The sequence below is a fragment of the Leeuwenhoekiella parthenopeia genome (genome assembly GCF_020782115.1).
In the GTDB taxonomy this organism is placed as follows: Bacteria; Bacteroidota; Bacteroidia; order Flavobacteriales; family Flavobacteriaceae; genus Leeuwenhoekiella; species Leeuwenhoekiella parthenopeia.
Genome location: NZ_JAJGMW010000009.1, coordinates 26,041 through 38,942, shown reverse-complemented (window position 1 = coordinate 38,942; position 12,902 = coordinate 26,041). Strand labels below are relative to the sequence as shown.

Below are 12,902 nucleotides of genomic sequence, written 5' to 3'. Positions count from 1 at the left end.
GAAAAAGAAATTAAATCGGATTCAAAGACCCGTAGATTTAATTTAAAGCTAAAAAGAAGCGTTTTGAAAAAATACGATCTCATCATTATAGGAGCCGGCCCAATAGGTCTGGCCTGTGCCATTGCAGCTAAAAAAGCAAATCTCGAATATTTGGTTTTAGAAAAAGGAGTGCTGGTAAATTCCCTTTATAATTTTCCGGAGCAAATGACCTTTTTCTCTACTTCCAACTTATTGGAAATAGGCGATGTTCCCTTCGTAGCGCATAACGATAAGCCCACCAGAAAGGAAGCTCTGGAGTATTACCGCAGGGTTTATGATAGCTGGAAGCTAAATGTGCGCCTGTACAGTCCGGTAGAAAAAATGGAGAAGGATGGCGACTCTTATCGTATCAAAACTCCTAAAGAAGATTTTAAAACCGAAGCGGTCATTGTATCGACCGGTTTTTACGATACGGCTCGTAAACTCAACATTCCGGGAGAGGAGTTGCCCAAAGTGAAGCACTTTTACGACAGTCCGCATCCGTATGTCAACCAGAAAATACTGGTGATTGGTGCGGCAAATTCGGCCTGTGATGTGGCGCTTGAGACCTATTATAAAGGAGCCGAGGTCACTATGGCCATTCGGGGTGATGAGATTTACAAAAAGACGAAATACTGGATTAAGCCTAATATCGAAAACCGAATCAAGGAAGGTTCAATCAAGGCTTATTTCAATACAACCGTTACAGAGATCAAGCCTTATTCGGTTGTTTTAAACACGCCCGATGGAGAGATCGAGATTGAAAATGATTTTGTCCTCGCGATGATAGGCTATACGCCAGATTATTCGCTTTTCGAAAACCTGGGACTGCCTATTGACGAGGAAGATGCTAAAAAACCCATTCACGATCCCGAAACGCTTGAAACGCCTTTGCCTAATGTATATGTAGCCGGAGTGATCAACAGCGGAATGCGTACCAGCAAACTCTTTATTGAAAATACACGGGTACACGCCGATATGATTATTAAAGACCTGATGACAAAGCGGACGGAGACGGTCTAATTTGTTAATATTTTGCTAAAGCCCGATATCCCAAAACCGATAGCTTCTCAACAAACGTATGTGTAGGTGTAACTAAAAAAAACTTACACTATGAAAATTAAAAATGTATTCGCAGCTTTAGCAATGACTTGCTCAATCGCTGTATCTTCAACAGGTTTTGCTCAGGAAACTAAAATGGTTGGTGGGGCAGAAATGTATCCTACAAAAAATATTGTAGAGAATGCAGTAAACTCTAAAGATCATACGACTCTGGTAGCCGCAGTACAGGCTGCAGATTTAGTTGAAACACTACAGAGCGAAGGGCCATTTACCGTTTTGGCACCTACAAACGCTGCTTTTGAAAAACTACCTGATGGAACCGTTGCCAGCTTACTGAAGCCTGAGAATAAGAAGGCCTTACAGGGTGTTTTAACCTACCACGTTATTGCAGGGAAAAACAGCGCTGCAGCAATTATTGCAGATATCAAGGCAGGTAATGGAGTGGCAGAATGGACAACCGTTAACGGTCAAACCCTTTACGGAATGCTTGATGGTGATATGGTGAAAATCAAAGATCAGGCAGGTAACGTTGCTACAGTAACTATTGCTGATGTAAACCAGTCTAACGGCGTAATCCATGTGATTGATACCGTTTTACTGCCTAAAATGTAAGCGAATCCTATTTGAATTAAGCCAATAAAAAAAAGCGACCCGTTGAGGTCGCTTTTTCTGTTTTTATAAAACTGTGAATTAGGAAACCGCTTTCTTAATGCGGGCCAAAGCTTCTTTGATTTGATCCTGACTTGCTGCATACGAAATGCGAATACAGTTAGGATTTCCAAAAGCTTCGCCGGTTACAGTAGCAACATTTGCTTCTTCCAGTAAATAAATGGCAAAATCTGAAGCATTGTTAATCGTCTTTCCGTTTAGGGTTTTACCTATAAAGTGTGTGATGTTTGGAAATACATAGAAAGCACCTTCGGGCTCTACACATTCAAAACCTTCAATATCGCTGAGTAGATCTAAAATAAGCTTTCTGCGCTCTTTAAATTCATCAACCATATATTGAATTTTACTCACAGGCGCTTCAAGGGCTGTAATTACAGCACGCTGTGCGATACAGTTAGCACCACTGGTAACCTGGCCCTGAATTTTATTACAGGCGCGGGCAATATAAGATGGGGCTCCGATGTACCCTATACGCCATCCGGTCATTGCAAATGCTTTTGCAACCCCGTTTACCGTTACGGTGCGATCGTACATATCTTCAAACTGAGCCATGCTGGCGTGACCACCTACATAGTTGATGTGCTCGTAAATCTCATCGCTTACCACCACGATGTGTGGGTATTTTTGCAATACATCTGCAAGAGCACGAAGCTCCTTCTCGCTGTAAATAGAGCCACTAGGGTTACAGGGCGAACTGTACCAAAGCATTTTGGTCTTTGGGGTAATCGCTGCCTCAAGCTGCTCAGGAGTCATCTTAAAGTTCGTTTCCAAAGAAGTTTGTACTTCAACAGGTACACCTTCCGCAAGCTGAACAATATCGGCATAACTTACCCAATACGGGCAGGGCAAAATCACTTCGTCACCCGGATTGATACATACCTGTGCGATATTGTATAAAGACTGCTTAGCCCCGGTTGAAACTACAATCTGACTGCGATCATACGTAAGATTGTTATCTCTTTTAAATTTGGTAATGATTGCATCTTTAAGCTCTACATAACCGTCTACCGGTGAGTAGGCGTTGTAGTTGTCGTTGATAGCCTGTATAGCGGCATCCTTAATAAAATCAGGGGTGTTGAAGTCAGGTTCACCCAGGCTAAGGCCTATGATGTCTTTTCCTTCCGCACGCAGTTCACGTGCTTTTGCGGCCATTGCAAGCGTAGCAGATGCGGCCAAATTATTGATTCGGTCAGATAGTTGATTGGTAAGTGTTTCCATTAAGAAATTAAATTAAGCAGATTGTAAATTGGGTTGCGCGCCCATTTCTTTTAAATACTTAAAATGAGCAATAATCGCTTTACGTGTGGTTTTATACTCATTGTAAGGCAGGTTAAACTCCTGCGCGGTTTCCCGTACAATATTAGAAATCTTGGTATAGTGAATATGACTGATGTGCGGGAAAATATGATGCTCCACCTGATGATTAAGTCCGCCTGTAAACCAGTTTACGATTCGGTTTTTGGTCGAAAAGTTAACGGTGGTAAACAACTGGTGAATAGCCCAGGTATTTTTCATGGTGCCCGACTTGTCCGGTAGCGGCATATCTGCCTCATCAATAACGTGTGCTAATTGAAACACCACGCTAAGAATAACCCCTGCGGTATAGTGCATCACAAAAAAGCCGATTAGAACTTTCCACCACGCGATATCTAAAATCAGTAATGGAAGCACAATCCAGATCGCGACATAAATTAGTTTGGTGATTACCAGTTTGGTCCATTCAATTTTTGGATTCGGAAATTCACCATAAGACAATTTGCGCTTGAGATAGCGTTTCATCTGAAGAAAATCGGTAGTGATCGCCCAGTTAAAGGTGAGCAAACCGTATAGGAAGATAGAATAGTAATGTTGAAAACGGTGGTGTTTATACCACGGGGCGTGTTTCGAGAAGCGTAAAATACGACCGGCTTCCAAATCCTCGTCGTGCCCGTGGATATTAGTATACGTATGATGCAGCACATTGTGTTGTACCTGCCAGTTATACACATTTCCGGCAAGAATATAAATACTGCTTCCCATCATTTTGTTTACCCATTTTTTCTTCGAAAATGAGCCGTGATTCCCGTCGTGCATCACATTCATACCCACGCCGGCCATACCCACGCCCATAACGATAGTGAGCAGGAGCTGCGCCCAACCCGGAAGGTTAAGCGTAAGAATTAAAAAATAGGGTGCCAGAAACAGGGAAAACATCACTGCGGTTTTCAGGTACAGTTTCCAGTTACCGGTACGTTCTACATTGTTTTCTTTAAAATAGGCGTTTACGCGCTTATTTAGGGTGCGGAAGAACTTAGCCGAATCAACCCTTGAGAATTTTATTGTTTTAATATTTTCCATACAAATTATGCTTAGCAAAACCCCAGAACAGAAGTGTTTGTAACGCAACCTCAAAAATAAGATTTATATCTTTTTAAGGCCTGCAAATACCGTAATTTAACGCGGTAAAACCTAATTTTGTTGCCGTAATTTGCAATTATGGAACTTATAAAGCACTATTTCCCCAATCTGAGTGAAAATCAGCTTGTTCAGTTTGAACAACTCAACGAACTTTATCAGGACTGGAACCTGAAAATCAATGTGGTTTCGCGTAAAGACATCGATGAGATTTATTTACGCCACGTTTTGCATTCGTTGGGCATTGCAAAAGTCCTGTCTTTTAATCCCGGCAGTAAGGTACTTGATGTGGGGACCGGTGGCGGTTTTCCGGGAGTGCCATTGGCTATTATGTTTCCGGAGACCCAGTTTCATCTCGTAGATAGTATCGGTAAAAAGATCAAAGTGGTTGATGAGGTGGTTGCCGGTTTAGGGCTGACCAATGTAAAAACTACAAATGATCGCGTTGAGAATGTGCCCGGCAGTTATGATTTTATAGTAAGCAGAGCTGTGGCACAAATGGAAACCTTTGTGCACTGGACCAAAGGAAAGATCGCCAAAAAGAGCACTCACGAACTTAAGAACGGTATTCTGTATTTAAAAGGAGGCGATTTAACGGAAGAACTGAGTTTGTATACGACCGCCAGAATTTATGACTTGTCTGATTATTTTAAAGAGGAATTTTTTGAAACCAAAAAGGTGGTGCACCTACCTTTGAAGTTTAAAGGATGATAAACAAAAAAGCGACTCTAAAGTCGCTTTTTTTAGGTTCGCAGCATATTGTAATACGTGCGATTGCATCGGTTTCCAAAACTTCGCAGGAAATCCTGAGCCCGGTTGAGTAGGGTCGTGCGTTCCTGCTGATCAATCTCCAGAAGGCTGTCTTCAAGCTCTTTCAATTTCTCGTCGATACTTTCAGGATCGCGCACCAGATATAATTTTTCCTTTTTACGGGTTATTTTTCGATTTCGTTTTTTCTTAGTTACATCTATAACGGAATATTTCACCTTCAGGACGTACATTTTGTTTTCATCATTCTTCATAATTCCTCTATTTATTGGTAAAGTTACTAAAAAATTATTTGGTTACGTTAAATTTACATTGGCATAACATTTAGATAACGTTGTGTGGTAGCTCAAAAAAAATGCCATCTTTCAAAGATGGCATTTTAAATATATGTAAATCAGTAAGTTATTCTCCTAAAAAGGGATATCTGTAATCTGTAGGTGTTACAAAAGTTTCCTTGATTAATCGAGGGGAAACCCAGCGCAACAGATTTAATGCGCTACCTGCTTTATCGTTAGTACCAGATGCCCGAGCACCGCCAAAAGGCTGTTGGCCAACGACCGCACCAGTAGGCTTATCATTGATGTAGAAGTTACCGGCTGCATTTTGTAATGCCTGAGTAGCTTCCGTAATCGCATAACGATCTGCTGCCAAAACAGCTCCGGTTAACGCGTATTCACTGGTAGTGTCAACCAGTTTTAAAGTTTCGCTCCACTTTTCGTCCTCATAAACATAAACCGTAACAACTGGGCCAAAAAGCTCGGTTGTCATTGTGGTGTATTTAGGATCTGTGGTTAAAATTACTGTTGGCTCTACAAAGTATCCTTTAGATTTATCGTAATTACCTCCGGCAACTATTTCAGCATTTGAATCTTTTTTAGCCTGATCAATATATTTGGCCAGTTTATCAAAAGAGCCTTCGTGAATCACGGCAGTGATGAAGTTGCTCATATCTTCCGGAGATCCCATTTTAAAGGATTTGATGTCTTTAACAACCAAATCTTTTACTTTAGGCCACATTGATTTTGGGATATACACACGGCTCGCCGCGCTACATTTTTGCCCCTGAAATTCAAAAGCTCCGCGCGAAATTGCCGTTGCTACCTGCTGCGGGTTTGCGGTAGGATGTGCCAGGATAAAATCTTTACCACCGGTTTCGCCTACAATACGTGGATAGGTCTTGTATTTGTGAATGTTAGCTCCAATTTTAGCCCAGATTCCTTTAAATACGGTTGTAGAACCGGTAAAGTGAATCCCTGCAAAATCAGGGCTGTCCAGTACGGTATTGGTGATCATTTCAGGATCACCCATCACCATATTGATTACACCTGCCGGTACTCCGGCTTCTTCAAAAACTTCCATTATAACCTGAGCAGAATATACCTGGCTGTCGCTGGGTTTCCATACCACGGTGTTGCCCATAAGTGCGGCAGAGGCGGGTAAATTTCCGGCGATAGCCGTAAAATTAAAAGGAGTAACTGCGTAAACAAAGCCTTCAAGCGGGCGATATTCTACACGGTTCCAGGCTGCAGAAGTAGATTCCGGCTGGTCTGCGTAGATTTCACTCATATACTGTACGTTGAAACGTAGGAAGTCAATAAGTTCGCAGGCAGAATCAATCTCTGCCTGATAGATATTTTTAGACTGCGACAGCATGGTGGCTGCATTGATCTTAGCACGGTAAGGTCCCTGAATCAGTTCGGCGGCTTTTAAAAAGATACCTGCGCGGTGTTCCCAGGGCATTTGCGACCATTTTTTGCGGGCTTCAAGTGAAGCAGCAATCGCAGCTTCTATGTGGTTTTTTTCGGCAAGCTGATATTCTCCCAATTTGTGATTGTGCTCGTGTGGAGGTGACATCGTGCTGGTTTTGCCGGTTTCTATTTTTTTACCGTCTATGTATAAAGGTACATTTACGGTGCTGTTGTAAAGTTCTTTGTAGGCTTTTAAAACCGCGTCGCGCTCGGGTGTTCCGGGTGCATAGGTTTTTACGGGCTCGTTAATAGCTACGGGTACTTCAAAAAATCCTGTTGACATGCTTATTTTATTTTTGCGTTTTCTCCACAAAGGTGGACTCGTTTCTGATGCTAATAAGCACCGGAAAAGTTGTTTTTTTGTAATGGCGCGAAAGGTACAAAATTCTAAAGCCACGCCCTAAGAATAGCTAAACAGTATTGTTAAGAAAGTAATCTGAGTCGTTGAGGTGTTCAGGAGATTGAGGTGTAGTTAGTTAAGGTTGAATTTTGAATTCAGCTTAAAAGTAGGGATCATCACCTGAAATTGGGTAGAATTATTAAAGTTAATCATGGTGTAGTAACCATTCATAGCTCCAAAAGGAGATTTAAGCAGGCAGCCTGAAGTATAACGGTGTTGCTCACCCGGCTGAAGTACCGGTTTTTTGCCAATTACTCCTTCGCCGGTGACCTGCTCGATGTCATTGAGCGAATCGTAAATCGTCCAGCAACGGCTGAGTAATTTTACGGTATCCCTGCTGTTATTGCTTATGGTGATGGTATAGCCAAAAGCATAGAAAACTTCGCTGTTTTTTGAAAATGCGCCTTCAAAATGAGTCTCTACCGAAACTTTAATGCCTTTTGTTACTTGCTCTACCATTATTAATAGGTTGCGGCAGTTATGAGTAAGAAGAGGATCATGCTCATTCCTGACAACATTAAAAATACAAAATTCAGTATTAAAAATTTGAGAAGGGTGCGCAGTCTGCCTTCCTTGTAAAAATTACGTAGCGCTTTATAGAAGTAAAATGGGCAAATTAAAAATAGAAAAATAGAAGTTAGTACGCTGGCGCCTATCACAAAATCTGGCAAAGCCAATAGCAGCATACCTAAAAACATAAAAGAGAATATGTGAAAAATAAAAATCACATGCTCAACATAATTATGCTTTGCCGAAGGATAAAAAAAGCGTCTTAGTGTTGCTAATACTGCAGCGATGCCAGAACCCAGGTAGGGTATATTCAAAACGGTCTGAAACCAGGAATACGAGGTACCTTTTATTTTTTGCAATGCTTCCCGGTAAGATTCTTTCTTAAGATAAAGCGGAACAAAAGCCAGTGCAAATAATGGTGTGAAGAAAAAAATGAAGAAAGGAGTCTTCTCAACCAGGTATTCATAGAATTCAAAGGGCTCGTCAAGTATCTTATTAAAGGTAGCGCTCTTCTTGTAAAGCCAGATATTGGTGCGGGTCTTTGGGTATTTGAGGCTGTCAAGACCTTCTTCGGGGCGGGTGATAGCCGTTGACGAACTGAATTTTCTAAAAAGAGTGATTTTATTTTTGGTGCGCCCGTAGAAACCCAGGGAATCCAGTTTTTCCGGATTTTGATATTCGAAAGGGAGGGCCTGAGTCGTGTCTCTGTTTTGCTGAACTCCTTTTTCTATATAATAGGTAATAGAATCTATGGGTATCTCCTGAAAGTCTTTCTTTGCCTCGGTCGTGAGTTTACTCCAGTCAAAGGAATCTGTGGTATTTTCGGTGTTTTCAAAAAAGTCGAGTAAACCGCTTATTATGAAAAAAAGGATACTTACACTTAGGTAAAACCGAAATGGGTTTGCGTAGGTGAGTCGCTTTCCGTCTACATAATCACGTGTTATGGTTCCCGGTTTAAATAAAAGGTCTTTTATGGTGTACCGAAATCTGGAGTCGTAATTGAATATACTTCCTGCGAATTCTCTGAAATAGTTGCCTAATGATAGTCTTTGCCGCGAATTGATTTGTCCGCAATAGGAACAGTAGCGGTCACTTAATTCAAGCGGATGACCGCAGTTGAGACATTTGTTTCCCCTATCGTAAACAGGGATTTTGGGTTTTTGTTCAACTGGTTTTTGCACCGTTAAGGCAGGTTTTTAAGTAAGATAGGATACGAAGTTATCATAAATCCTCAAATAGAGAAGCAGGTCTCATGATTAATCGCGTCTTACATTTGAAATGCTTGTGGAAAGTGCATTGCCTACGCCTATCAATTCGTCGAAGCGGGCACCGGGAGGTCTGTAATAGACCAGCACATCGTATTCATTTTCGGTTTGCCAAAAATCGCCACTTATGGGATTCTCCTCCAATCGTTTTCCGTTTTTGGCCACTACATATTTATAGTTGTAGTAACCCTGCTTCATCAGCATGGCGGTCTCATACCTTCCGGTGTCTGCATTGTAGTACATTCGGGTGGCGTCTTCCAGATCGTAGTTGTTGAAGTTTCCGTAGATGTAAATGTCTTCTCCTTTGGGACGTTGCGGGTGCTCTAAGCTGAAATGAATCCAGGCATATTCGGCATGAATCCGCGGATCTGAGCCTTGCATGGTGCGAATAACAAAATTACCGTTGATATCCGGGTTGAAGGTGTATTCCAGATCGGCGCGGGTTGTATTTCCGTAAAGGTAATTATGGTACAAATCCTGAAGGTCTACAAACTGGATGCGGTTTGTGGCGGTCCTGATGTTTTTATTATCGTAATCAAAAAACTCATTGCCGCCGTAAAAGGAAGTTTCGTCATTATAGCGATACTCCAGGCGATTGCCTATGTTGTACTGCGGTTGAATGTTGCCTATACTGTTTTTGAGATTGTTGTTTTGAATAATAAGTGTTTTGACGGTGTTTTTTGGGTTGATTAAGACATTTTCATCCGAGTCGACAAAAAAGTTAACCACTTGTTTTTGTTCTATAAACTCAAGATCCCTGCTGCGTAATACTTCAACACCTACACTCACAAGAGGTGTATAAATCATGAATTTTCGGGAAAAGATAAGTTCTTCATCTGCGTTAAAAACCTCAAGCAGGTAATTTCCGGTTTTAGTAATGGCGGTGGTGTACTGGTTGGGTATCGTTAGCTCATAATGGGTGTAGAGTTGCAGGGTGCTCACCGAGTTCGTGTAATTCATTATACGCACATCGTCAACCCCGTCTATATATTCATTTTTTACCAGTACCGAAGGCGTCCAGTCGTAATCGTAGTGGGTAATGGTGTAGTAAAAATCAGATTCGTCGCCTATAATGTCATCAAAACTGAGTCTTAACGGAGTGCCCAGTTGAATGAGCGGGAGTTGACTTTCGGCGGTATTGCCGTAAAATTGTACCGTTTTTATGTATGGGGGTGCAGGCATTTCTTCGGCTACCTGAGCCATTCCCTGTACGAATATAAGAAGTGTAAAAACAACCGAAAACGTTTTCATTAAAGCGAGTTTACTGGTGAAACACAATATTAGCAAATAAAGTGCCTTATTTTTACAGAATCTCAATAAGGTGCTAATAAGTGTGTTTTTGGCATTCTTAAGCTTTGTATGCATCTCCTGCCTGCCGGTTGTATAATTTTATCACGGGATTTGTGTATTAAGGATGTAAAATTTGTAAATTTGCGCACCTCAATTCCAGACAGAAACTGAGTTGGGCAACTAAAAAAACTTTAACATATACTTCCTATGTCAAAAGACATTAAGATCAAAAAAGGTCTTGATATAAAATTGGTGGGAGCAGCAGAGAAAACCCTAGCTGACGCCCCCAAGTCAAGAACTTATGTGATCAAGCCTTCAGATTTTCATCTTGTAACTCCTAAGATGCTTTTTAAAGAAGGAGCCAAGGTAAAGGCGGGCGAGCCGCTTTTTTACTCCAAGAAAGATGAACGTATCAAATTTGTATCACCGGTTAGCGGTACTCTTGCTGAGATTAAGCGGGGAGCGAAGCGGGTTATAACCCACGTGGTTATTGAAGCAGACGGTACAGATGCGACTCACGAGTTTTCAAAATTGGATGTTAAAACATCAAGTGCCGAAACTATTAAAGAGCGTATGCTTGAAGCCGGTTTATGGCCTTTTATCAAGCAACGTCCTTATGATATAATTGCCGCGGTAGATACTACTCCCGAGGCAATTTTTATTTCAGGGCATAACAGTGCCCCGCTGGCTCCAGATTATAACTTCAGTCTTAAAGGTAAGGAAGCTGCGTTGCAGGCGGGTGTGACCGCTTTGGCAAAGCTGACCTCTGGTAAAGTTCATCTGGGAGTAGCTAAAACTGCTGATTCGGTTTTTGCTAATTTGAGTGAAGTAGAACTTCATACGGTTTCAGGGCCTCATCCTAGTGGTAACGTAGGAACGCAGATCAATAAAATCAGACCGGTAAATAAAGGAGAAACAGTATGGACTGTAGCTCCCGAGAACCTTGCCATTATTGGTGAATTATTCCTTACAGGAAAATTTAATCCGGAGCGAGTGATCAGTGTTTCAGGGTCAAGCATCAAAAAACCACAGTATTTTAAGACCAAAATAGGAGCAGAGGTGTCTACCTTTGCCTATTCTGCCGGAATTAACGGGGATAATGTACGTATGATCTCAGGTAACGTGCTTACCGGAAAACAGGTAAGTGCAGACGGTCATTTAGGATATTATCACAATGAATTTGTAGCGATTCCGGAAGGAGACGATTATGAATTTTTTGGATGGAATAAACCTGTTTTCAATAAAATATCATCTTCAAGAGCCCTTACTTTTTCATGGCTATTCCCAAATAAGAAGTACGATCTGGATACCAACACCAACGGGGAGCATCGCGCCTTTGTGGTAACCGGAAACTACGAGGAAGTATTCCCGATGGATATCTACCCTTTACAGTTGCTTAAAGCCTGTATGGTAGAAGATCTGGATGCTATGGAAGCTTTGGGTATGTATGAAGTGGCACCGGAAGATTTTGCGCTTACCGAATTTGTATGCGTATCTAAACAACCACACCAAGCAATCATTCGTAAAGGACTTGACTTAATGCACGAAGAAATAGGATAATAGCTATGGGATTAAAAGAAAAATTACACAGTATTAAAGAAGATTTCAAAGGGAAAAAAATGGCACCTGCGTTTAACGCATTGCATACCTTTTTGTATACCCCTAATGAAACCACACACAGCGGTGCTCACATTAGAGCCGTTGATGATTTAAAACGTACGATGAATACCGTTATTATTGCTCTGTTGCCGGTTTTGGTTTGGGGTATTTTTAATGCGGGATATCAGCACTATGCAGCAATTGATGCCGCGCAGGGTGTTGTACGTGAGGCTAGTTTGTTCGGTAATTTCTTTACCTGGGACAACTTTATATTAGGAGCCTGGACCGTGCTTCCGCTGGTTATAATTTCGTATGGAGTAGGTCTTGCGGTAGAGTTTGTTTTTGCCGTAATCAAAGGTCACGAGGTAGAAGAAGGTTACCTGGTTACGGGTATGCTTGTTCCTCTTATTGTACCGGTTGATATACCACTTTGGATGCTTGCTGTAGCAGTTGTGTTTGGTGTGGTAATCGGTAAGGAGGTTTTTGGCGGAACAGGAATGAATATTCTTAACCCTGCGCTTACCATTCGTGCTTTCTTATTCTTTGCTTATCCTACATGGATGAGTGGTGATAAGGTATGGGTACACGGAGCTCAGGCAGCTGCAGGTACTCCCGATGCATTTTCAGGAGAGACCATTTTAGGATCTTATGCACAGAATAACTCGGTTGTTTATGATTTTGCAGATAAGTTTTTCGGGTTTATCCCGGGATCAGTAGGTGAGACTTCAACATTTCTTATCATCATCGGCGGATTGTTCTTGATGTTTACCAAGATTGCAAGCTGGAGAATTATTCTAAGTGCTGTGGTTGGAGCTGCAGTAATGGGATTGATTTTTAACGGAGTTGTAGATCAGGGATGGATTACAGAGAGCAGTAAGTTTTACGGCTTGATGAGCACTCCATTCTGGGAACATCTTATCATTGGAGGTATCGCTTTCGGTATCGTTTATATGGCGACAGATCCGGTTTCGGGCGCGCAAACCAACACCGGTAAATACTGGTATGGTTTCTTAATAGGATTTATCTCGATTATGATTCGCGTATTCAACCCGGCATATCCGGAAGGAGTATTCCTTGCAATCCTTCTTATGAACGTTTTTGCGCCAACTATTGATCACTATGTTGTTCAGGCAAACGTTAAACAACGTATGAAACGTCTAAAATTAAAAACTGCTTAAT

At 41.6% G+C, this 12,902-nt stretch carries 12 protein-coding genes; 5 read left to right on the top strand and 7 right to left on the bottom strand.

Going from position 1 to position 12,902, the window contains the following annotated elements:
• Positions 1-63: 63 nt before the first annotated feature.
• Both LLW17_RS08490 and LLW17_RS08485 read left to right on the top strand, forming a co-directional pair.
• On the top strand, positions 64-1,041 hold the full coding sequence (locus tag LLW17_RS08490; protein ID WP_228229826.1) for a YpdA family putative bacillithiol disulfide reductase: 978 nt from the start codon (positions 64-66) through the stop codon (positions 1,039-1,041).
• A gap of 90 nt (positions 1,042-1,131) precedes the next feature.
• The gene (locus tag LLW17_RS08485) at positions 1,132-1,692 is read left to right on the top strand and encodes a fasciclin domain-containing protein (RefSeq protein WP_228229825.1); all 561 of its coding nucleotides are present in this window, start codon (positions 1,132-1,134) and stop codon (positions 1,690-1,692) included.
• Between the two features lie 78 nt (positions 1,693-1,770).
• On the opposite strand, the gene LLW17_RS08480 is transcribed toward LLW17_RS08485, so the two are convergent.
• Together LLW17_RS08480 and LLW17_RS08475 are read right to left on the bottom strand one after the other, a co-directional pair.
• Positions 1,771-2,967 carry a pyridoxal phosphate-dependent aminotransferase gene (locus LLW17_RS08480; protein WP_228229824.1) on the bottom strand — a complete coding sequence of 399 codons (1,197 nt, stop codon included), beginning with the start codon at positions 2,965-2,967 and terminating at the stop codon, positions 1,771-1,773.
• Between the two features lie 12 nt (positions 2,968-2,979).
• On the bottom strand, positions 2,980-4,086 hold the full coding sequence (locus LLW17_RS08475; RefSeq protein WP_228229823.1) for a fatty acid desaturase family protein: 1,107 nt from the start codon (positions 4,084-4,086) through the stop codon (positions 2,980-2,982).
• 138 nt (positions 4,087-4,224) lie between these two features.
• Here LLW17_RS08475 and rsmG point away from each other — a divergent pair, with 138 nt between their 5' ends.
• On the top strand, positions 4,225-4,854 hold the full coding sequence (gene rsmG / locus LLW17_RS08470) for a 16S rRNA (guanine(527)-N(7))-methyltransferase RsmG (RefSeq protein WP_228229822.1): 630 nt from the start codon (positions 4,225-4,227) through the stop codon (positions 4,852-4,854).
• Positions 4,855-4,886: 32 nt separating this feature from the next.
• Here rsmG and LLW17_RS08465 read toward each other — a convergent pair whose 3' ends face one another.
• The 5 genes from LLW17_RS08465 to LLW17_RS08445 form a co-directional block, all read right to left on the bottom strand.
• Positions 4,887-5,165 carry a hypothetical protein gene (locus LLW17_RS08465; protein WP_228229821.1) on the bottom strand — a complete coding sequence of 93 codons (279 nt, stop codon included), beginning with the start codon at positions 5,163-5,165 and terminating at the stop codon, positions 4,887-4,889.
• A 148-nt stretch (positions 5,166-5,313) separates the two neighbouring features.
• Positions 5,314-6,942, bottom strand: a complete 1,629-nt coding sequence (pruA, locus tag LLW17_RS08460) for an L-glutamate gamma-semialdehyde dehydrogenase (RefSeq protein WP_228229820.1) — start codon at positions 6,940-6,942, stop codon at positions 5,314-5,316.
• 189 nt (positions 6,943-7,131) lie between these two features.
• The gene (gene apaG, locus LLW17_RS08455) at positions 7,132-7,518 is read right to left on the bottom strand and encodes a Co2+/Mg2+ efflux protein ApaG (protein ID WP_228229819.1); all 387 of its coding nucleotides are present in this window, start codon (positions 7,516-7,518) and stop codon (positions 7,132-7,134) included.
• Positions 7,519-7,520: 2 nt separating this feature from the next.
• Positions 7,521-8,750 (bottom strand): DUF3667 domain-containing protein, encoded by a 1,230-nt coding sequence (locus LLW17_RS08450; RefSeq protein ID WP_228229818.1) that lies wholly within the window; start codon positions 8,748-8,750, stop codon positions 7,521-7,523.
• A 75-nt stretch (positions 8,751-8,825) separates the two neighbouring features.
• On the bottom strand, positions 8,826-10,085 hold the full coding sequence (locus LLW17_RS08445; RefSeq protein WP_228229817.1) for a type IX secretion system plug protein: 1,260 nt from the start codon (positions 10,083-10,085) through the stop codon (positions 8,826-8,828).
• A 246-nt stretch (positions 10,086-10,331) separates the two neighbouring features.
• Between LLW17_RS08445 and LLW17_RS08440 the strand changes: the two genes are divergently transcribed.
• Positions 10,332-11,684 (top strand): Na(+)-translocating NADH-quinone reductase subunit A, encoded by a 1,353-nt coding sequence (locus LLW17_RS08440; protein ID WP_228229816.1) that lies wholly within the window; start codon positions 10,332-10,334, stop codon positions 11,682-11,684.
• Positions 11,685-11,689: 5 nt separating this feature from the next.
• A complete protein-coding gene (locus LLW17_RS08435; RefSeq protein ID WP_228229815.1) occupies positions 11,690-12,901 on the top strand; it encodes an NADH:ubiquinone reductase (Na(+)-transporting) subunit B in 1,212 nt (403 codons plus the stop codon).
• The last annotated feature ends 1 nt before the right edge of the window (position 12,902 follow it).

What these genes read in the sequence shown, in the direction of transcription:
- LLW17_RS08480 (WP_228229824.1), bottom strand. Translation starts at nt 2,967, where the DNA reads ATGGAAACACTTACCAATCAACTATCTGACCGAATCAATAATTTGGCC.
- LLW17_RS08475 (WP_228229823.1), bottom strand. Translation starts at nt 4,086, where the DNA reads ATGGAAAATATTAAAACAATAAAATTCTCAAGGGTTGATTCGGCTAAG.
- LLW17_RS08435 (WP_228229815.1), top strand. Translation starts at nt 11,690, where the DNA reads ATGGGATTAAAAGAAAAATTACACAGTATTAAAGAAGATTTCAAAGGG.
- apaG (WP_228229819.1), bottom strand. Translation starts at nt 7,518, where the DNA reads ATGGTAGAGCAAGTAACAAAAGGCATTAAAGTTTCGGTAGAGACTCAT.
- pruA (WP_228229820.1), bottom strand. Translation starts at nt 6,942, where the DNA reads ATGTCAACAGGATTTTTTGAAGTACCCGTAGCTATTAACGAGCCCGTA.
- LLW17_RS08440 (WP_228229816.1), top strand. Translation starts at nt 10,332, where the DNA reads ATGTCAAAAGACATTAAGATCAAAAAAGGTCTTGATATAAAATTGGTG.
- LLW17_RS08445 (WP_228229817.1), bottom strand. Translation starts at nt 10,085, where the DNA reads ATGAAAACGTTTTCGGTTGTTTTTACACTTCTTATATTCGTACAGGGA.
- rsmG (WP_228229822.1), top strand. Translation starts at nt 4,225, where the DNA reads ATGGAACTTATAAAGCACTATTTCCCCAATCTGAGTGAAAATCAGCTT.
- LLW17_RS08465 (WP_228229821.1), bottom strand. Translation starts at nt 5,165, where the DNA reads ATGAAGAATGATGAAAACAAAATGTACGTCCTGAAGGTGAAATATTCC.
- LLW17_RS08485 (WP_228229825.1), top strand. Translation starts at nt 1,132, where the DNA reads ATGAAAATTAAAAATGTATTCGCAGCTTTAGCAATGACTTGCTCAATC.